Source organism: Alloiococcus sp. CFN-8 (assembly GCF_049943125.1).
Taxonomy (GTDB): domain Bacteria; phylum Bacillota; class Clostridia; order Clostridiales; family Clostridiaceae; genus JAEXZL01.
On record NZ_CP188040.1, the window covers coordinates 2,945,250 to 2,967,351 of the forward strand.

17 protein-coding genes are annotated in these 22,102 nt (G+C 32.0%); 16 read left to right on the plus strand and 1 reads right to left on the minus strand.

Annotated elements, in window-relative coordinates; genetic code table 11:
• Positions 1 to 46 precede the first annotated feature (46 nt).
• The 5 genes from ACPWSR_RS13755 (at position 47) to ACPWSR_RS13775 (ending at position 7,261) form a co-directional block, all read left to right on the plus strand.
• A complete protein-coding gene (locus ACPWSR_RS13755; RefSeq protein ID WP_426348806.1) occupies positions 47 to 1,351 on the plus strand; it encodes an acetyl-CoA hydrolase/transferase family protein in 1,305 nt (434 codons plus the stop codon).
• Between the two features lie 19 nt (positions 1,352 to 1,370).
• Positions 1,371 to 2,171 carry an alpha/beta fold hydrolase gene (locus ACPWSR_RS13760; RefSeq protein WP_426348807.1) on the plus strand — a complete coding sequence of 267 codons (801 nt, stop codon included), beginning with the start codon at positions 1,371 to 1,373 and terminating at the stop codon, positions 2,169 to 2,171.
• Positions 2,172 to 2,327: 156 nt separating this feature from the next.
• Positions 2,328 to 2,942 carry a TetR/AcrR family transcriptional regulator gene (locus ACPWSR_RS13765; RefSeq protein ID WP_426348808.1) on the plus strand — a complete coding sequence of 205 codons (615 nt, stop codon included), beginning with the start codon at positions 2,328 to 2,330 and terminating at the stop codon, positions 2,940 to 2,942.
• Between the two features lie 103 nt (positions 2,943 to 3,045).
• Complete coding sequence (mgrA, locus tag ACPWSR_RS13770) at positions 3,046 to 4,035, plus strand: L-glyceraldehyde 3-phosphate reductase (RefSeq protein ID WP_426348809.1); 990 nt, start codon at positions 3,046 to 3,048, stop codon at positions 4,033 to 4,035.
• A 298-nt stretch (positions 4,036 to 4,333) separates the two neighbouring features.
• Positions 4,334 to 7,261: a DEAD/DEAH box helicase gene (locus ACPWSR_RS13775; RefSeq protein WP_426348810.1), complete on the plus strand. Its 2,928-nt coding sequence runs from the start codon at positions 4,334 to 4,336 to the stop codon at positions 7,259 to 7,261.
• Positions 7,262 to 7,295: 34 nt separating this feature from the next.
• Here the strand turns inward: ACPWSR_RS13775 and ACPWSR_RS13780 are convergent, their stop codons facing one another.
• Complete coding sequence (locus tag ACPWSR_RS13780) at positions 7,296 to 7,682, minus strand: (deoxy)nucleoside triphosphate pyrophosphohydrolase (protein WP_426348811.1); 387 nt, start codon at positions 7,680 to 7,682, stop codon at positions 7,296 to 7,298.
• A gap of 148 nt (positions 7,683 to 7,830) precedes the next feature.
• Here ACPWSR_RS13780 and ACPWSR_RS13785 point away from each other — a divergent pair, with 148 nt between their 5' ends.
• The 11 genes from ACPWSR_RS13785 to ACPWSR_RS13835 all read left to right on the plus strand — a co-directional run bounded on the left by ACPWSR_RS13785 (position 7,831) and on the right by ACPWSR_RS13835 (position 22,079).
• Positions 7,831 to 8,052, plus strand: coding sequence for a helix-turn-helix domain-containing protein (locus ACPWSR_RS13785; protein ID WP_426348812.1), 222 nt, complete (start codon positions 7,831 to 7,833; stop codon positions 8,050 to 8,052).
• 60 nt (positions 8,053 to 8,112) lie between these two features.
• On the plus strand, positions 8,113 to 8,601 hold the full coding sequence (locus ACPWSR_RS13790) for a hypothetical protein (protein WP_426348813.1): 489 nt from the start codon (positions 8,113 to 8,115) through the stop codon (positions 8,599 to 8,601).
• Positions 8,602 to 8,619: 18 nt separating this feature from the next.
• Positions 8,620 to 10,497, plus strand: coding sequence for a DNA/RNA helicase domain-containing protein (locus tag ACPWSR_RS13795; protein ID WP_426348814.1), 1,878 nt, complete (start codon positions 8,620 to 8,622; stop codon positions 10,495 to 10,497).
• A gap of 74 nt (positions 10,498 to 10,571) precedes the next feature.
• The gene (locus tag ACPWSR_RS13800; protein ID WP_426348815.1) at positions 10,572 to 11,369 is read left to right on the plus strand and encodes a phosphotransferase; all 798 of its coding nucleotides are present in this window, start codon (positions 10,572 to 10,574) and stop codon (positions 11,367 to 11,369) included.
• A gap of 318 nt (positions 11,370 to 11,687) precedes the next feature.
• Positions 11,688 to 12,374, plus strand: a complete 687-nt coding sequence (locus ACPWSR_RS13805; protein WP_426348816.1) for a SatD family protein — start codon at positions 11,688 to 11,690, stop codon at positions 12,372 to 12,374.
• A complete protein-coding gene (locus ACPWSR_RS13810) occupies positions 12,367 to 13,122 on the plus strand; it encodes a DUF3307 domain-containing protein (protein ID WP_426348817.1) in 756 nt (251 codons plus the stop codon). The genes ACPWSR_RS13805 and ACPWSR_RS13810 overlap by 8 nt, the downstream gene beginning before the upstream one ends.
• A gap of 364 nt (positions 13,123 to 13,486) precedes the next feature.
• A complete protein-coding gene (locus tag ACPWSR_RS13815; RefSeq protein WP_426348818.1) occupies positions 13,487 to 14,317 on the plus strand; it encodes a S1 family peptidase in 831 nt (276 codons plus the stop codon).
• A gap of 114 nt (positions 14,318 to 14,431) precedes the next feature.
• Positions 14,432 to 15,451 carry an AbiH family protein gene (locus tag ACPWSR_RS13820; RefSeq protein ID WP_426348819.1) on the plus strand — a complete coding sequence of 340 codons (1,020 nt, stop codon included), beginning with the start codon at positions 14,432 to 14,434 and terminating at the stop codon, positions 15,449 to 15,451.
• A 338-nt stretch (positions 15,452 to 15,789) separates the two neighbouring features.
• On the plus strand, positions 15,790 to 16,728 hold the full coding sequence (locus ACPWSR_RS13825; RefSeq protein WP_426348820.1) for a HamA C-terminal domain-containing protein: 939 nt from the start codon (positions 15,790 to 15,792) through the stop codon (positions 16,726 to 16,728).
• Between the two features lie 3 nt (positions 16,729 to 16,731).
• Complete coding sequence (locus ACPWSR_RS13830) at positions 16,732 to 18,918, plus strand: DEAD/DEAH box helicase (RefSeq protein ID WP_426348821.1); 2,187 nt, start codon at positions 16,732 to 16,734, stop codon at positions 18,916 to 18,918.
• 440 nt (positions 18,919 to 19,358) lie between these two features.
• On the plus strand, positions 19,359 to 22,079 hold the full coding sequence (locus ACPWSR_RS13835; protein WP_426348822.1) for an AAA domain-containing protein: 2,721 nt from the start codon (positions 19,359 to 19,361) through the stop codon (positions 22,077 to 22,079).
• Positions 22,080 to 22,102 lie beyond the last annotated feature (23 nt).

The following is a 22,102-nucleotide window of genomic DNA, read 5'->3' on the forward strand; positions in this document are numbered from 1 at the left end:
ATAGGCAGGGAAACCTGTCTATTAATTTTAATAAGGAGGAGCCTATATGAACTATAAAGATAAGCTTATAACTATTGAGGAAGCCTTAGCCCTGGTGAAATCAGATGATATAATTGTAACTGGACTGGGAGCCTCTGAGGCACAAGGTTTTATGAATAATATTCACTCCATAGCCGGCAGAGTAAAGAATGTAACTATAACCAACTGCCTTCCCATGTCTTCTGGAGAATTTTTAAAGGAAGAGTATAAGGATGTTTTTAATATTGATGGTTGGTTTTATTCACCAGGCCTTAGAAGGGCTCATGGCAATGGCAATGTTTCTTTTATACCTAATCATCTTCATCTTGCAGGAATTAAGAGATTAGATTATGTAAAGCCTAATATATATGTAGGCAGTGCTACCTATCCTGATAAGCATGGCTATATTTCCCTTTCTGTTTCTAATACCTATGAGAAAAGAATGATAGAGGAAGCGGATATTGTAATCCTTGAAATAAATAATAATTATCCCAGAACCTTTGGGGATGTGGAAATCCACTATAGTGATATAGATTATTTAGTTGAAACAGATTATCCTGTTCCAGTATTAGGGGACGTAGTACCTAGTGAAAAGGATATGCTTATAGGCGCGAGCATTGCAGAGCTTATTAAGGATGGGGACTGCTTACAGCTGGGAATTGGTGGAATACCTAACGCTGTAGCTTCTTATTTAAAGGATAAAAAGGATCTGGGTGTTCATACGGAAATGATGACCTCAGGTATGGTGGAGCTGGCAGAGCTGGGAGTTATAAATGGAAGTAAGAAAACTCTTCATAAAGGAAAGATAGTATGTACCTTTGCCTTAGGAAATAAAAAGCTTTATGATTTCTTGGATGATAATCCTTCTGTTTTAGTTTTAGATGGTAACTATGTGAATAATCCCGATATAATAAGGCTTAATGACAATCAGGTCTCCATAAATACTACCATAGAAATTGATTTGACAGGGCAGTGCTGTTCTGAATCTATAGGCCCCGTGCAGTTTAGTGGTACAGGAGGACAGGCTGATACGGCTATTGGAGCTCAAAAGGCCAGAAATGGTAAGTCTATTATAGCCCTTTATTCCACAGCCATGGTTAAGAATAAGGTCACAGGAGAAAGAGAAGAGATCTCAAAGATTGTTCCAATGCTTAAGGAAGGTGCAGTAGTATCTCTTTCAAGAAATGATGTGGATATAGTGGTTACTGAGTATGGAGCTGTTAATTTGAGAGGAACTAATATAAAAACTAGGGTAGAGAGGCTCATCAGCATAGCTCATCCTAAGTTTAGAGAGCAATTAAGGAAGGATGCAGAGAAGCTTAGAATAATTTAAGGTTAGGAGGGAGCTTTGTATGGCATTTTTTGATTTTAAAGGAAAGCAGGTTTATTATGAGGCTATTGGAGAAGGCAAGCCTATTTTAATCCTCAATGGAATAATGATGTCAACAGCTAGCTGGGGTATATTTGTAGAAGCCTTTTCTAAAAATAATAAATTGATATTGGTGGATTTTTTAGATCAGGGTAAGTCTGAGAAGCTAGAAGGCTTAGACTATGATCAGGGTCTACAGAGTGAGCTTATCCTTGAGCTACTTAAGGAGCTTTCTATGGACAAGATAAATATTGTGGGTATTTCCTACGGCGGTGAGGTAGCTCAAAGATTTGCTATAGAAAATCCTGATATAGTGGAAAGACTGCTTTTATTCAATACTACCAGCAAAACAGGCCCTTGGCTCAGAGATATAGGGGAGGGCTGGAATTTAAGCATTGATAATCCTATGAATTATTATCTTACTACAATTCCTGTGATATATTCTCCTGGCTTTTATGAGAAGAATCAGCAGTGGATGGAAGGTAGAAAAAAGATACTTACAGCGGGTCCTTTTAATGACAAGGAGTTTTTAAAGGCTATGGTTAGGCTTACGAGGTCTGCGGAGAATCATGATACGGAGAAGGAGCTTCATAAGATTAAATGTCCAACTCTCATAGTAGGTGGGGAAGAGGATTATTTGACGCCCTTGAGAGAGCAGAGAATATTAAAGGATAGGATACCTAATTCGGAGCTTGTTATCCTGTCAGGATGCGGACATGCTTCCATGTATGAAAAGCCTTCTTTATTTATCAGCTTGGTTCTTGGGTTTGTTAATAATGTCTAATATTATAGAACTTCGACAGAGTATATGTTAACTATAGGTAATTCTGCATTATATTAGGACTTTTTTAGGTTATTTATTTTCTCTTATAGGAATAAGTGTTATAATTATCAATGTAGTATAAAATATTTCAGTTTTTATAGCAAAACGGAGGATACAATGGAAAATTTAATAAATCAACCTAAGACTAAGAGAGGTGAGGCAACCTTAGAAAAAATATTGGAGGCAGCAGAGCAGCTATTTTATGAAAAGGGTTATCATGGGACAAATATCGTGGACATAACTCAAAAGGCTGGGATTGCTTTAGGTACCTTCTATATATATTTTAAGGATAAGTATTCCTTGTATAAGTATCTTTTGGGTTGCTATAGTCATCAGATTAGAAAGGCCATTAGCTTGTCAGCTCAGAGTGTTGATAATCGAAGGGATATGGAAAGAATCGGTCTTAAGACCTTTTTGAAATTTACCAGGGATAATAAGCATGCTTATAATATAATATGGGAGTCTCTTTATATTAATAAGGAGCTTTTTAAGGAATATTATGAGAGCTTTGCTCATAGATATCTTACTGGGCTTAAGAAGGCTCAAAAGGATGGAGAGGTTTATTCTGATATAGATCCGGAGATTGCCAGCTATTTTCTTATGGGTGTTTCTAACTTTGTTGGCCTGAAATATGTTATGTTTGATGAAGATTTTGATGACTTTGATCGAGTGGTGGATCAGGTAATGAGCCTCTTGGATCGAGGTATGTTCATAGGTGGAAAAGATAAATAAGTTAAATAATAATGAAGAGTCCCTCTAATTGATAAATTCTATTTATTAATAGGGGGATTTTTGATATCATTAATTAAAATGAATTAATAAAAGGGAGGATTTTATGGTATATATTGCATCAGATAATAGATATTCGGAAATGGTTTACAGAAGATGTGGGAATAGTGGTTTGAAGCTTCCAGTAATCTCCTTAGGAATGTGGCATAATTTTGGTGGCGTGGATACTTATGAAAACGGACGGGCTATTGCAAGGAAGGCCTTCGATTTAGGTATTACTCATTTTGATTTGGCTAATAATTATGGTCCTCCAGCAGGGTCTGCAGAGGAGAACTTTGGTAGAATGCTTCAGGAGGATTTTAAGCCTTATAGAGATGAGCTGGTTATATCCTCTAAGGCTGGCTATTACATGTGGCCAGGTCCCTATGGAGAATGGGGCTCAAAGAAATACCTGGTATCAAGTCTGGACCAGAGCCTAAAGAGAATGAAGCTGGATTATGTGGATATATTCTATCATCATAGACCGGATCCTGATACTCCATTAGAGGAGACCATGGAAGCCCTAGATTTAATCGTAAGACAGGGTAAGGCTCTTTATGTGGGAATCTCCAACTATAAGAAGGAGGAGGCAGAAAAGGCCTTCAAGATACTTAAGGAGCTTAGAACTCCAGTTATAATTCATCAGCCTTCCTACAGCATGTTTAATAGATGGATTGAGGATGGACTTCAGGATACTCTTAAGGAATATGGTATAGGCTCTATAGCCTTCTCACCTCTTGCACAAGGGATGCTCACTGGTAAATATCTAAAGGGAATTCCAGCAGACTCTAGAGCAGCAGGAAGCTCTGTATTCTTAAATAGTAAGGATATAACAGAAGAGAAGCTTTCAAAGCTGAGAGAGCTGAACAAAATAGCTGAGGAAAGAGGACAAAGTCTAACACAGCTAGCCCTGGCCTGGGTGTTAAGAGAAGAGAGGGTTACCTCTGCTTTAATTGGAGCCAGCAAGGTAAGCCAGGTAGAGGAGAATGTGGGGACTATTAAGAATCTTAGCTTTAGTGAGGAAGAGTTGAAGAGGATTGATGAGATATTGAAGTAGGTAAATTATAGCCTGTCTAGATGACGGGCTATTTTTTATGAGTTTGGATAATTAGGCTGTGGAAGGGGACAAATATTAGGGTGAGTCTAGAGTGTGAAGAAGCGAACTTTTAATTGGAGTATACAGTTGTAGGAATAATGTATTAAAATATAGGTAGATGGGATTATTTGTTATAAAAGGGATTAGGTTAACTCTGTTTCTTATGAAAAGTACAAGTAATACTATAATCAAGCATTTAATTTACTTTATCTTTAAATAAAGTAAGTAGAATTTTTATATAATATAGTTATAAAATATTATGGATACTGGTGAGGTACTGATGGAATTTATATTAGAGGAACTATATAGAGAAATAGAAGAAAATGCAATAGAGCTTCCAGTAGAGGTCAAAACAATAATAGAAAAAAGCTACTTGGTGAAAAATAAGCTTATAGTTAATTCTCAAAGAGGAAATTTGTTAAAAGAGCTTAAGCTTTCCTTAAGTGAGTGTATAAGCTTTTCTTTTGCAGTAGCTTTTGTTAATTTTAGTGGCTTACAGCTTTTATTAGACTCCTTTAAGGAGTTGGAGGAAAGAGGTATTAAAGGAAGAATAATAACCTCTACCTATTTAAATTTTACTGAACCAAAGGCTCTAGAAAGAATAAAAGAGTTTGATAATATAGATATGAAAATCTTTATTGCTGATAATGATAAAGGGTTTCATACTAAGGCTTATATCTTTGAAAATGTAGACAATTATAAAATTATCATAGGCTCTTCCAACATAACTCAAAAGGCTTTGAAAAGTAATGTAGAATGGAATGTAATGATAATTTCAAAGAAGGAAGCAGATTTCGTTACAAGTGTTTTAGAAGAATATCAAGGTCTATGGAATTGCACCGATGAGGTGAATGGAGAGTTCTTAGATAAATATAGGGATTTTATAGCTACTCTTCAAAAAAGACAGGAGAAGAGTGTTTTAAATTTCTCTGAGTATAAAAGTATTAAGCCTAATTCTATGCAAGTTAGAGCTCTTGAGGGATTAAAAAGACTTAGAACCTCGGGAGAGGATAAGGGCTTAGTGGTTGCTGCCACAGGAACAGGTAAAACATATATGGCTGCCTTTGATGCTTTGGAGGTTAAGCCAAGAAAGCTGCTGTTCTTAGTACATAGAGAGGATATATTATTATCTGCTGAACGAACCTTTAAAACTCTTTCCCACAATAAAAATGTCACTACAGGCTTTTATACAGGGAATGCTAAGGATAAAGGGGCTGATTATTTATTTGCCACAAGAAGTACTATGGAGAAACATTACGAAGCTTTTGCGCCGGAAGAGTTTGATTACATAGTTATAGATGAGGCACATCATAGCACTAGTCCTACATATAAAAAAATACTTGAATATTTTAAGCCTAAGTTTTTATTAGGCATCACTGCTACCCCTGAGAGATGTGATGAAGGTAATATTTTCGATGTATTTGATAATAATGTTGCTTTGGAAATTAGGCTTCATGAGGCTTTAGAGGAGGATCTTATAGTTCCATTTCATTACTTTGGAATTACCGATGTTGAAGGGGTAGATTTAGAAGGTGTGGATTTAAATGATACTCAAGAGCTAGCAAAGCGATTAATGATTAATAAAAGAGTAGATTTCATTGCAGAAAAAATGAATTTTTATGGCTTTGATGGAGAGTATCAAAAGACAATAGGTTTTTGTCAGAACAGAGAGCATGCTAAGTACATGGCAGAGGAATTTAATAAAAGAGGTATAGAAAGTATTGTATTAACAGGAGATGATTCTGTTTCTGTTAGAGAAGAAGGTATCAAAAGATTAGAGAGTAATGATGATCCTTTAAAGGTGATTTTCACCGTGGACATATTTAATGAAGGGGTTGATATCCCTGCTATTAATCAGGTATTAATGCTTAGACCTACTAACTCACCAATAATTTTTATACAGCAGCTAGGAAGAGGGTTAAGAAAGTTTTTGGATAAGAGCTTTCTAACGGTTATTGATTTTATTGGAAATCACAACAAGACCTTCTTAATTGCCATAGCTCTAAAAGGAGAAAGGTATTATGATAAAGACAGCTTGAAGGTAGCAGTGGCAACGGATTTCTCCAACGTTCCTGGTTGTACCAATATTCAAATAGATAGAATATCACAGGAAAGAATTTTAAAGCAGTTAAATCAAGAGAATTTTTATAGCCTAAGGTATTTTAAAGAGGAATATAATAATTTTAAAGCCTTTAGGGGAGGAAGAATTCCTAGTAAGCTAATGGATTATATACAGTATGATGGAGCCCCTGATCCATTAAAGTTTTTAAAGCTTCCTGGAATTGATACCTATCAAGATTTTTTACTTAAGGTGGAAAAAGGAATAGAACTGAAGGAATATACAAGTAATGAGGTGTTTAAAAAGTTTTTAAAGGAGCTTTCTAGTAAGCTTCCAATTAAGCGTCCTCACGAGTTTGCTATATTAAAATTTTTAATTAATAATGATAGTATAACCTTAGAGCAAGCTAAGGGTGAGATAGAAAGATATTTAGATTCTGTGGACATGGATACTATAGATCATGCATTTAGAACGTTAAATCAAGATTTTTATGATCCAGCTCAAAAGAAAAGATTTGAAAAGCTTGTACAGTTAAATGAAAATATCCTTTACCCTTCAATACAGTTGAAAAATGGGCTTCAAAATAAAGAGCTGAAAGGCTACTTTGAGGATTTAATTAATTATGGCTTGCTTAGATACCAAAATAATTTTGGTAGTGAAAATTATGGGATACCATTTTTCAAGCTCTATGAGCAATATAGAATGATTGACATAGCTCTTCTATCTAACTATGAAAAAACTCATAGTGCATATAGAGGGAGTGGATTATTAACTAATGGTAAGGAATTCTTCTTGTTTGTTGATCTTCATAAGGAAGAGGATGTTAGAGAGGAAATAAATTATAAGGATGAATTTATAAATCAAAGCATTTTTCAATGGCAAACACCTAATTCCACTGGTCAGGACTCTGATAGGGGAAAAGACATAATATTTAATAAGGATAGAGGGGTTAATCTTCATTTGTTTATAAGAAAATATAAAGAAATAGATGGAGTAGTTCAGCCTTATATCTATATAGGTAAGGGAGATACTATTGAATATGAAGGTGAAAAGCCAATAACAACTAAGCTGAAGCTTTTACATAAGCTCCCTGAAGCACTATATATAGAATTTGTTAAAAAGGTATAAAGCAAAAGGTCGAGGAAAAGTTTCCTCGGCCTTTTTATAATATCTTCTTTAATTCATTTACCACCTCTATATCTGCAGGTAACCAGTCTACAGAATCCAAGGAGTACTTATCAAGCCATTTAGCAGAGCTATGCTCCATTAATTTTATATCCCCATTCCTAAGGGAGCATAGGAAACAATCCATTGTAAGATGAAAGTTAGGATAATCATATTCAACAGTAAGGACATATTTATCCACTGAAATTTCTACGGCTAATTCTTCTTTTATTTCTCTTATTAAGGCGACTTCTTTTGATTCCCCCTCTTCAATTTTACCCCCAGGGAATTCCCACCCACCTTCAAAATCACCATAACCACGTTGTGTGGTAAAAACCTTATCTTCATTCTTTATTATTGCAGCAACTACCCTTATTGTTTTCATATAGTTTTCTCCATGTAAATAATAGTGTATTTTCTCTAATTAATTATATTATTAATGATTAAAAATCACAACGAAATATATAGTGTGTGACTTATAGTCCGTTGTTAATAAAGTCACATATTAATACTCTAACCTTAGAGGTGATGTTGTGAGCGATGTAAAAGTATCCTTGGGTAATAGGATTAAACAGTTAAGAAAGGCAAAAGGAATTAGTCAGGAAACTTTAGCCTTGAAAGTTGAGCTAGATAGAACTTATATTGCTTCTGTTGAGAATGGAAAAAGAAATATTTCCATCATTAATATTCAGAAGATTTGTAATGGACTTGAAATATCCTTAAAAGATTTCTTTTCAGGAGAAGAGTTCTTATAAGGCATATATTTTCTAAGGCTAGCGCTTAACGATGTTAATTTTTATTAACTAGGAGGAAAGATGGATTATTTTTTTGTGTTCCAAAACAGAACTTTTTATGAAGAAAAAAAGGGAGGCTTTTTATGGGCTCCCAAGTATGGAAAGGATGGGGGAACTAAGTCCCATTGGGCTATGATGAAGAATGTACATAAAGGAGATGCCATCATCCATAGTGTGAAAAAAGAAATAGTAGCTATAAGTTTTGCGCTAAGTGATTGTTATTCAAGTCCCAGGCCGGAAGGTGGCTTCACAGATTGGGAAAGAGATGGTTGGAGAGTTGATGTGGAGTATCATACCTTTAGAAGAGGCATTATAACTTCAGATTATATGGAAACTTTAATGAAGCTTCAACCGGGAGTATATGCTCCATTTAATTCTATAGGCAGGGGAAATACAGGATATTTATTTAAAGCCAATAAGGCAATGTATGAATTCATAGTTGAAAAAACATCCTTATTACAAAGGACAAGCTTAGAGAAGGATAAGGTTCTAGAATTATTGATTAGATAAAAGGGATTGGGGATATTTATGAGAGTAGGGATTAATAGTAAGATAGGGGATTGGCTATATAAATATAATAGAGATAGCTTTTCAGAAGAATTAAAGGAATATATTAGTGGTAATAACCTTGAAGTAGATGAGAAGCAGGTAGAGGCCTGGAGGGACTGTTTTGATTTTCTTAAAAAGACTATTCCAGAGCTACCTAGTGAATATATGGATTCTCATTTGTTATTTGAATATATGCTGCCCTTAGAAAGAGGTAGAAGACCTGATATAGTTATGCTTATGAATAATAAGGTTGTTATATTTGAATTTAAAGCTAAGGAGATCGAAACTAATAGAGATATTGAGCAGGCAATTGGATATAGAGAGGATATAAAGCATTTTCATGAAGTTACAGGAAGATTAAATTTAGATGTTGATAGTTATCTAGTTCTCACTAAAAGTCGTGAAAGTGTTATTAGAAAGAGGAAAAGTATTTCAATAATTAATGAAAATACCTTTATTGATGTAATAAAGGAGATTGAGCCAAAACCAATGGAAGATCCTAATGTGGATAAGTGGATTAGCTCTCCTTATAATCCATTACCGAATATCTTAGAAGCTACTCAACAACTTTTTCAAACGGGAGAGCTTCCTTATATTAAGAGTATAGCAGAAGGTGATATCGCTTATGCTATTAAAGCAGTGAATAAAATTGTATGGGATAATGAGAGTATTGACCATAAGAAAAAGATTGTATTTGTCAGCGGTGTACCTGGTTCTGGTAAGACGCTAATTGGACTTAAAACAGTTTATGATTTTAATGGGCTGTATTATGAAAAGACAGGTAATACCTTAGGGGCTATATATTTATCCGGTAATGGTCCTTTAGTAAACGTTTTACAAGCTCAGCTATCTACTAAAACCATCACCGGTACGGAGGGGAAGGCTTATATAAGAGATATGCTAAGCTTTAAGCTAGAATATCTTGAAACTAAAAGTATTCCTGATCAAAAGGTAATTGTTTTTGATGAAGCTCAGAGAGCATGGGACAACGAGAAAATGGGAAAAAGCTATAGTGAAGTAGAAGCTTTATTAAAGATGGCAGATAAAGCTTATAAGAAAAATGGTTCAATTACTCTATTATGCCTCATTGGTGATGGACAGGCCATACATCTTGGTGAAGAAAAAGGCATGGATTTATGGCAGCAAGCATTGGAAAGTAATCCAGATTGGGAGGTTTATTTTCCAGAAAAGTATGAAGGCTACTTTGAAAATATACAAAATAAAAATATAATCAATGATTTATTTTTAGATGTATCTATAAGAAATAACTTTATTGATACTAGCAAATGGATAGAGGCTATATTAGCAGGAGACTTAAATAAAGCAAAGGTTGAACTTGAAGTAATGGAGAGTAAAGGATATCGTATTCGAGTGCAACAAGATTTCAAAAAGATTGAAAAGCTAATGGAGATACTAAATGAGGAGAAGCCTCAGGAGAAGTATGGACTCTTAGTTTCGTCAAAAGCAAATGTTTTTGATAATGATCTAAAGAAGTTTACAAATTACAGATATAGTGATAGCTTTGTAAAAGTATCAGATGCAGGTAAATGGTATTTAGATGAATGTAAAAAGCTAAGAAAGGGAGCCTCTGAATTCTTAATTCAAGGACTTGAAATTGAAATGCCGATAGTTGTTTTTGAGGGAGATTATTATTTAAAAAATGGGAAGTGGATAATAGATGATGCTGTCTATAGAAAGAACACAAATAAGTATAAAAATATAGATGAGATAATTAGAAATATATATAGAGTTCTATTATCTAGAGGCAGACATGGAATGATCATTTATATTCCACCTTCTAATAAAATGCTAGAAACCCTTGAATTTTTTAAGAGTATGGGCATTCAGAGCTTTTAATTAGCTGATTTTATATATGGGTAAATAACATCCCTATTGACTCAAAGGAGAAATCAGTATATTGGAGGGATTTAATGAAAAATCAATACGAAAATGATGAAATTCTATCAGGTGGAAATGTTTCAAATGTATATCGTTCGGGAAATACTGTTAGAAGAGAGTTAAAAGAAAATAGTCATAAAATTCATCAGGTATTATTACATTTGGACAAGAGAGCCTTCAACTACGCACCTAAGTTTTTAGGTATTGATGATAAAAATAGAGAGATATTATCCTTTATTGAAGGTGAAGCTGGTAATTATCCTTTAAAAAAATATATGTGGTCTGATAGTGTTTTAAAGGAAATAGCTAAGATGCTACGTCTTTATCATGATGCTGTAAGTGATTTCCCTATTGATGAAAGTTGGCAACCATTAGATAATACTCCTCGTCCCTATGAGGTGTTATGTCACAATGACTTTGCCATATACAACATTATTTTTAATAATGAAAAGCCCGTAGGGATTATTGATTTTGACGTTGCAGCTCCGGGGCCAAGAATTTGGGATATAGCTTATACTCTGTATACCTGTGTTCCTTTAAGTAGACTATATTATTCTGAATCAGGTGATACAATTTATTATGATTCATTAAGAGATGCAAGCAGAATAAAACAAAGGATTAAATTGTTCTTTGAATCCTATGGTGTTGAGGGAATGGAAAAAGGGATTATAGAGGTTGTACTGCTACGAATTGAAGCCTTTTGCAAATTAATGCAAAGGAAAGCTAATGAAGGAGATAAGGCCTTTCAAAAGATGATTGATGAAGGACATCATGAACACTATCAAAAAGATCTTAAATTTATTCTTGAACATGGAAAAGAGTGGATTTGAATTAGTGTTGAAAAAATGACTAGTAATAGGGGTTGTGCATTAAGAAATTTGTGTACAGCCTTTTTTATGTGCTATAAAATATGATCTCCAATCAAAGGCAGTTTCTTTAGATTCTCTACTCCTAATAAACATAAATTTACTTTTTTGATAATAAATTTTGAGTTGAAATTCAAAGTAAGACGTATAATAAGTAACTAATAAAAATATAAATTATTCATCTAATAGGTTATATTTAAGAATTATAATCTATATAATGAATAATTGTTGATTATTCATCAAAAAGGTTATATACTAAAATTAGTAAATGGAGGTGATTTTATGAAATTTTCTTCTTTAAATAAGCAGTATATTGCTATTATAGGTGATGTTAAAGGCTCCAGAGAGCTAGAGAATAGAAGTGATGTGCAGAGAATGCTTAAGAAGGTTTTAGAAGAGATTAATATTAAGTATGATGGGGATATTGCTTCAAAGTTTCTATTGACCTTAGGAGATGAGTTTCAGGGTTTACTAAGTAATGGTACAAAGGTCATGGAGATCATTTCAGAAATTGAAAGAGAGCTTTATCCTATAAAAGTTAGGTACGGGATAGGAATAGGTCTAATAACAACAGATATAAACAAGGAAATGGCTATTGGAGCCGATGGACCGGGATACTACAGAGCTAGAAATGCCATCGAATATTTAAAGGAAAATGAGAAGAAGAAACAGAGAAATGTTGCGGATATAAGATTTGAGTTCAAGGGTGATAATCAAGGATCTGAGAAGATGATAAATACAATATTATCCTTGATGACTGTAATTAAGGAAGCCTGGAGTGACAGGCAGAGAGAAATAATATGGGATATGATGAAGCATCAGGATAGTCAGGTAGAGGCCGCTAAAAGGTTAGGAATACAGCAGCCTGCAGTTCAAAAAAGCTTGTCAAAAGGAAACTATTATTCCTATAAAGAGGCACTGGAGACCATAGGTACAGCTCTTGAGGAGATAAGGAGACAGGATGTTTAGAGAATACTTTATATTATTGCTTTTAGGTCATGTACTGGGAGACTTCTATATTCAGACAGGCAAAATGGCCGACAAAAAGATAAAAAGCTTGAAGTGGGTTTTAATCCATTGCGCTTGTTATTTTGCAATGATGGTATTAATTAGTTTAGGAATTATAACCTGGAAGGTTCTATTAGGAGCAGTGATTGCAGCAGCATTTCATTTTCTCATCGATTTTATAAAGTTTAGATATATCATTTATACAAAAAAGAAGGGAAAGCTGACACCAGTAAAAGAAAGGAATATATTCTTTATAGATCAGCTTCTCCATTTTATTTCATTAGCTGTGGTGGCATATCTGGCAGTGAAAAGTAATGTAGCACTCAAGGAATCATGGATAGTCTCTGATTTCTTAAGTACTGTTGGTTTAACTAGGAACATGGTTGTATCTTGGACTCTTGCATTTCTTATTATAATAAAGCCAGCCAATATTATTATTTCGAAGCTATTAATGGTATATAAACCCGATGGTAAAGGTAATAACAGTAAAATAGATAAAGGTACCGGAAGATTTATAGGCAACATAGAAAGGATTATAATGCTGACCTTTTTATTAATTGGACAATTCTCAGCAATTGGACTAGTCTTAACAGCTAAGTCCATTGCAAGGTATGACAAGATATCTAAGGAACCAGAATTTGCGGAGTATTATTTGTTGGGAACATTGTTGAGCACCCTATTGGTACTGTTGGCGTCAGGGGTATTGTAGGTGACTGGCACATGAGTTATGACTTATTGGGTAAAGTATGATTAATGGTGAACCGTACCATAAATAACGGAGGTTTTTAGTCTTAGCTAAGTAAAATCAATGGCTAAGGCTATTTTTATAAATTGAATATTATCATGTTTTAAGTGAGTTATTATAAATAATTTCAGTTGCATAAGTTTTATAAAATATATGTAATAGTCAACTTTTTTGGTATAATTATCCTATAATATGAAATTAAAATTAATACAATAACATATTTTGATATAAAATATACTTATATATACAATTGAGTGATAAATTATAAAATTATATAAGGGGATATTTAGAAAAGTAAAATTTAAAAATGGAAATGGGGATAATTAATATGAATTTATCAATATCCGAACAATTATCGTATTCAACTGTTAGAATTGAATGTCAATATGCTGACGGAAGTTCTGGAACAGGGACAGGATTTTTTTTCAGACTGTTAGAAAATAAAGAAACAGGTGAACATATACCAGTAGTAATTACGAATAAACATGTAATTAATGGAGCTATTAAAGGAAGATTAATATTTGTAAAATCACAAGTTAGCAATGAACCTAATGATAGGGAACATTTTAGCGCAAATATTGATGGCTTTGAATCATGGTGGAAAAAGCATCCAGACCCACAGGTTGATTTATGCGCAATGCCAATCGCCCAAATTTTAATTGAGTCTGAAAAAAGAAATGAGAAACTTTTTTATATAGCACTTGATATGTCATTACTTCCAACACAAGAACAACTTAATCAAATTTCTGCACTAGAAGAGATACTTATGATAGGGTATCCAAATGGTATTTGGGATAGCATAAATAATAAACCTATATTTAGAAAAGGTGTTACTGCTACCAATCCGAATTTAGATTATAACGGGAAGAAGGAATTCATGATTGATGCAGCATGTTTTCCTGGTTCAAGTGGTTCACCAATTTTTATTTTCAATGAAGGTAGTTATAGGGATAAAAAAGGAAACACATATATGGGTACCAGTAGAGTAATATTAATGGGCGTTTTGTATGCTGGACCTCAACATACGGCTACAGGTGAGGTTAGAATAATCGATGTTCCAACTTCACAGAGACATATTTCTATTTCTACCATTCCGAACAACCTTGGGTTAGTTATAAAGTCGGATAGAATTATAGAACTAGAGGAACTATTTAAGTAATAATTTTTGGAAGTAATACAGACTATTAAAAATCTTATCTAGCATGTATCGAAGTGTAGATAAGCTATATCATAATAATCTAAAGAAAGTTTTTGTAATTAAGGGGGGAGATGTTTGGATTTAAATATTATAGGAAACGGGTTTGATTTATATCATGGTTTACCAAGTAGTTATTATTACTTTGGATGCTATCTTATAAAGAATGATCCAGAGTTTTATGAAGAAGTCGGGAAGATGTATAACTTTAGTTATATGAAACAAATTGGGCCTCCAATAGCGCATTACTATGAGTATGTTGTTGAGAATATATTTTGGAAAGATTTTGAGAGGCATTTAGGGGAGGTTGATGAATTTTTTATTATTGATACACACGAAGATGATTTAGGTCTGGAATATAATGATGCAGTGGATATTGAGATGAATGAAGATAAAATTGCTGAAGGGCTAAAGAGATACTTTGTTCGATGGGTTATAGATACATTAGATAAAGATGAAAGTTATGATATTATTACAAGAATGGTAAAAACAATAGATAGTGGTGTATTGTTCAAAGATGATGATTATTTTATAGAATTTAATTACACGCATATATTACAACAGTTGTATAAAATTTCTTGTGATAAAATTCATTATGTGCATGGTGAATCCTTTGGAGAAGAAAATGATGAATTAGTCATTGGCCATGGTAATAATCAGCGAATTGATGAAATAAAGAAACATATTAAGAAGCTTAATGGAAAATATGATTTTACACAAGCAATGAATAATGAAATTAATGAATACAGTTGTTTATTAAGATACATTGAAAGATTAAAAAAAGATGTCAATGAACATATGCTTATGTGTGATATATTTTATAAGGGAATAGGTGACAATTTAGATTGTATTAATGTCTACGGTTTATCTTTGGGTGAGGTAGATATTCCATATCTCAAGCAAATTCGAGTAAAGTGGCCTAGCTCAAAGTGGAGGTTTTCATATTATTCTTTAGAGGATGAAACTCGAATAGCAAATGTAGCAACCCAATTGTTGAATTTGAATGAAGATGAATACGAAACTTTTCATTTTTTTAATCCGCTATCCAATGAAATTAGAGATCAAATCGTAAAGACACTGAATATTGTTAGTTATTAGGCATTATTATTATTGACTAGTAACGAAAATCCTCTCCAGTTACATGCATGTCTTAACTAGGATAAGTGATACCTGTGAACAATTGTCGAGCAATTTTAGTTTACATAACTCGGAGATATGAGACGTTATGTATTTTTTTAGCATTCATAATTTTAAATTATACACATAATGGAGAACTGTATCATAAGTAAATGAGATTTATGAAAAATTATATTTAAGTATATTTATATGTATCTTCATATAAACATACTTAAATTTTTGCGGTTAACAACCTAATATTTACAGTGTTTACAAAATAATGTACACTAAATGTAGTAACTTATTAAGGGAGGGCAATAATGTCAGCTTTTTATTCGGAGAAAATAATAAAACAAAGAATTTCTGAATGTGATTGGTCTACATATTTAGTTGGGTTTGATTTAAAAGATAATGGAACAAAGGAATATAGATTAAATAGTTTAATTAAATTACTAATGAATGTTATACCAGAATTTGCATTTGGTTTTCATGCTGGAACTGAAACTAACAATACTGAATTAATAAGCAAAGTAAGTGAATCTGCAAAAGCGATATATAAGATAGATGAATTCCAAAAAGTAAAAGATATATATTTACAGGGCGAATATATTAAAGATGATGATTTGGCTAATAAATATTTAAAGCGAGGCGAATTTGGAGAGCTAATTTTACATTTAATCTTGAGAGATTTTTATTCAACTATACCATTATTATCAAAAATATTTTTTAAGGATTCCTATGGACATACTGTTCATGGTTTTGATGCAGTACATATAGAACCTAATTCAAGAACGTTATGGTTAGGTGAATCTAAGTTATATGTAGATGGAAAGTTGGGAGTTAAAGCTCTTATACAAGATATCAAAGAACATATTTTAAAAGATTATTTAAATGATGAATTTACGCTAGTCTCAAAAAAAATAAAATTATTACCCAATATTCCTGAGAAGGAATACTGGGTAGATATTCTTAACAATAGTAATAGTTTATCAGAACAATTAAATTCTATAACAATCCCTCTTTTATGCACATATTCAAGCAATAATTTTACAACACATGACGATGAAACTACACAAGATTTTATAGCAGACTATGAAAGGGAAGTTTCAGAATTAAAAAGTTATTTTGATGATAATAATGATCATCCATTAAGAACTCATATAAATATAATATTAATATTATTTCCAGTAAAGTGTAAAAATGATTTGATTAAGAAGTTGCACTATAAATTAAGTTTATTACAGAAATTAGGTGAGTAGTTAATGAATGAAATTTTAAATCAGATAGATTACTGTGAAGAGATTAGTTGCGATGAAAGCTTTACAATGGCAAAACTTTGCTCTAGATTACTTAGAAATGCTGAAAGTGAAATAGAAGGTAGGAAAATAATTATTCACATACTAGATAACTGGGATAAAGTATGTGAAGATACTAAGGAGATATGGAGTGATTTAATTGAAGCAGTAGGGTTTTACCCATATATTAAAAAAGAAAAGGGGATAGAATTAAAAAGTACATCTTCAAAAATAAGAACTGAGTTGTACAAATCACCTAACTTAGAAGGGAAGTACTTTCATGAGGAACAAAAAAATATATTAGATATTATTAAAAAGAGAAAGAGTCTAATAGTAAGTGCACCAACTAGTTTTGGGAAAAGTATACTTATAGAAGAAATTATATCAAGTAAACAATATAACAATATAGTTATAATTCAGCCGACATTAGCATTACTAGATGAAACAAGAATAAAGCTTAGGAAATATCAAAATTACTATAAGATAATAGTTAGAACAACACAAAAACAATCTTTAGATAAAGGTAATATATTTTTGTTGACGGCTGAAAGAGTTATGGAGTATAAAAATCTACCTAAAATAGATTATTTTATACTGGATGAGTTTTATAAGATAAGTGCTAGAAGGGATGACGAAAGAAGTGATGTTTTAAATAATGCAATTAATTTACTAATAAACAAACACAAAAGTAAGTTTTATTTGCTTGGTCCCAATATAGATGGTATCTCACCAGGTTTCGCTGATAAATATAATGCTGATTTTTATAAAACTGATTATTCTTTAGTCGATACAAAGACTATAGATTATTATACTGAGTATAAAGATTTATATGGAAGTAGGGGGCGAAAGAAAGAGTTCAAGGAACAAAAGTTGTTTGAATTATTGTATGAATTAAGAAATGAGCAAAGTATTATATATTGTTCATCTCCTGCAAGAGCCAGGTATTTATCTGTAAAATTCAAGAATTATTTAAAAGATATTCATATGAAAGAATCTAGTGAAGAAGTATCTTTAATTGAATGGATAGAAAAGAATATTAATAAAAATTGGAGTTTAATAGAGTGCTTAAAATATAGAATAGGAATTCATGATGGTGCATTACAAAAACATATAACATCAAGCATAATTAAGTATTTCAATTCAGATAAATTAAAATATTTATTTTGTACATCAACAATAATTGAAGGGGTTAATACCAGTTCTAAGAATGTAATATATTTCGATCAAACTAAGGGGAAGGATGTTAAAATAGATTATTTCGATTATAGTAATATAAAGGGAAGAGCTGGTAGGATGATGGTTCATTATATTGGAAATGTATATAATTTTAATCCAGAGCCTCCTATAGAGAACGTAATAATTGATATTCCATTTTTCGATCAAAATCAAGTATCAGATGAAATATTAATTAATATTGATGATGAAGATATAAAGGATAAGAATAGTAAGCAATATAAAGAGTTAGAAGGTATTCCAAATGATATAAAACAGTTAGTTCGAAAAAATGGGGTATCGATTAAAGGTCAAATAGAAATAATGCGAATACTGGAAAATGATATTAAGAATAGATATAATTTAATTTCATGGTCCGGATTTCCAACATATGAACAACTAAAATATGTATTAGGGTTAGCGTGGGATAACCTCTTAAAGAGTAGTGAGACTACTAGACCGATGACTCTAGAGAAACTTATTAAGGTTACATTTGATTATGGAAATGACTTTAATATAATGAGATTAGTTAAAGAAAATTTTCTATATTTAAAGCGAAATAAAAAAAACAAAAGCGATGTTGAATTGTTAGATAAATCGATTCAAGAGTCTTTTCAGATATTAAAACACTGGTTTCAATATAAAGTCCCTAAGTGGTTAAGCGTAATTAACCATTTACAGGAATTTATATGTAAGAAAAAAGGTGTGAAATCAGGAAGTTATATGTTTTATGCTAATCAAATAGAAAATGAGCTAATAAGAGATAATTTGTTTGTGTTATATGAATATGGGGTGCCAAGTTCAGCAATAAAAAAGATAGAAAGTAAGATACCAAGTGATATAGATGAAGATAAAGTGTTAGATTATATAAAGGATAATCAATTATTTAATAGTTCTAATTTAATATCATATGAGAAAGAAAAGTTATATGAAAATATATAAATATAGAAAGTGGTATAAAAGAGATTGTACAAGTGTTAAATACATTGGGAGAAGCTATTTTATATTTAGAGGAGAAAAATATATAATGAAAAAATTTATTTAAAGGAGCAATAAAATAGTTAAAAGGTTATTCAAAGGAAGAGATTAATATTATAGATAAAATTATAGAATTACTAGATTATAATTATGCTAACAAATACAAATGAAGATAGATATTCTACGTAAATATAAAACTAAACTAATATCATTAAGGAAAAGAGTTATAGGTGTTTAGCTCTTTTCCTTATATTATTTAAGATGGTAATTGTTGAAGCTTCTGATGAGATTTTCCTAAAACTAATTTATAATTAAGTTAACATAGGTTAATAAATATAATATGTATGATTTAGTGCATATGAAGTTCTTATATAAAGGAGTATGCTATGAATACACTTGAGTGTATGATTATTGTAAAAGGAGAAATTAAGACAAAGCAAATAAGCTATTGTGAATATAATGAGCTAACACATAAATATGATATACGATTTAATCATGGACAGATATACAGCTATACATGCGATAATGTTGAATATATAGAGAGACCTAAAATACTTGACCCTGATATGTATTATATTTTCTATGGTAATGAGCAGATAAAGGGTATTTCATCTATTTTATTATTTGAAAATAAGAAAAGTAAATATTGGCACCTTTGCTTTTATAGCGGTTGGGAGAGGGATTATTTCGATTATGAGCTAAAGGTTATAAAGTCATGTCTTGAAGATCCAGTTTCTGCTGATACCTTTGAATACTTGAAGCGAATTTCATCATTAAATGGATTAAGAAATGAAGCTGGAGAAAAGTTGTTGGAAAAACAATACAATAAAATGGGTTTTGTCAGAGAAGATTCAGTACTAGCAATGTATTTGAAGCCACAAGATTATGATTTAAAGAGTAATGACTCTAAACAGGTAACACCAATATTCCCATTTGGATGTAATAAAAGTCAATATGAAGCTGTGAAGAATGCTCTGGAAAACCCTTTAAGCGTCATTCAGGGCCCTCCAGGTACCGGCAAGACACAAACTATCTTAAATATTATTGCAAACATTCTAGCAGAAGGAAAGACTGTTCAAGTTGTATCCAACAACAATTCAGCTACAGAGAACATATGGGAAAAGCTGTCAACCGAAAAGCATAACATGGGATTCTTAGTTGCATCCTTGGGTAAAGTGGAAAATAAACGTCTTTTTCTTGATTCACAAAGTGAATTGCTTCCGAATTTATCAGCATGGAAGTTAAAAGAAACAGATGAGATTACCCTTGAAGAAATAAAAAGTGAATCAGAGTCGTTAAGAAAAGTATTTGAAAAACAAGAAAGACTAGCTATATTAAAGCAAGAGCTATCTTCGTTAGAAATAGAACTGAAGTACTTTAATAAATATTTGCATGAGACTAATGTAGATATTAATAAAATTAAGCTGCGTAGAAAGATAAGTTCTTCGAAGATCATGGAATTATGGCAGGAGTGTCAGAGTATATCTGAACAAGAAAAGAGCATTGGGCTATTTTTTAAGCTTAAAAGCATCTTATATTATGGTATTTCCAATTGGAATTTCTATAAACAAGACATATCAATGATAATTACTTCTATGCAAAGTTTGTTTTATATGACGAGATTAAATGAAATAACCCGAGAGTTTCAGGAGATTGAAAAAGAACTTAAGGAGCCCGGAATTATTTCTATAGATACTATGTGTGATAAGTCAATGATGTATTTTAAGAATATGTTATATAGCAAATATGGGGGTAGGCGTCAGAGGAAAATATTTTCTGAAGAGAATCTTAAGTATAATATGCAGGAGTTTCTTGATGAGTATCCTATAGTGCTTAGCACTACCTTTTCATCTAGAAGCAACTTAGATAATATTAAGATCTATGATTATCTTATTATGGACGAAGCTTCTCAAGTTGATATTGCTACAGGCGCACTAGCTTTATCCTGTGCTAAAAATGTTGTAATTGTGGGAGATACAAAACAGCTACCTAATGTGCTTACAGACGATGATGAAAAATGTTCTCAGGATATTTTTGAATATTACAATATACACAAAGGCTATCAATATAGCAATAGTTTTTTGAAGTCAATTTTAGATATATTTTCTGAGGTTCCACAAACCTTACTAAAAGAACATTATCGTTGCCATCCTAAGATTATAGATTTTTGCAATCAGAAGTTTTATAATGGTGAGCTTATTATTATGACAGATGATAATCATGAGAAAGATGTACTATCGATTGTAAAAACAGTAGAGGGTAATCATGAAAGAAACCATTATAATCAGAGGCAAATAGATGTAATTAAAAGAGAAGTGCTTCCTATCCTAACAGATGATAATTCGGAAATTGGTATAATAGCACCATATAACAATCAGGTTAGAGCGTTAAGAAATGAAATTAATAACATAGATATTGCCACCGTTCATAAGCTTCAAGGGAAGGAAAAGGATACTATTATCATATCTACTGTTGATAATGAAATAACAGATTTTACTGATGATCCATATTTAATTAATGTAGCTATCTCAAGGGCCAAAAAGAAGCTGTGTGTAGTAGTTTCAGGCAATGAGCAATCAAAGGACAGAAATATAAGTGATTTAATTGCATATGTACAATATAACAATTTTGAGGTTCGAGAAAGTAATATCTATTCAATCTTCGATTATCTCTACAAACAATATACTAAAAGTAGGTATGAGTACTTAAAGAACCATAAAAAAGTATCCCAGTATGATTCAGAGAACTTAATGTATACAATCATAACAGATGTTTTAAAAAGCATAGATATAGCTACTCTGGATGTTATATGTCATCAACCATTAAATATGTTGATTCGTGACTTAAAGCTGTTAAATGAAAGAGAAATTAAATACGTAATGAATCCGGCAACTCATATAGACTTTCTTATTTACAATAAAATCAGCAAAAATCCTGTTTTGGCAATAGAAGTAGATGGATATATATTTCATAATGCCACAACGTCTCAATCAAAAAGAGATGAAATGAAGAATCACATCCTTAAGCTGTATAACATCCCCCTTATAAGGCTTGCTACTACTGGTAGTCAAGAGAAGGAAGTATTGTATCGCAAGCTAAAAGACTTGTTGGTGACAGGCACATGAGTTATGACTTATTGGGGACAGAA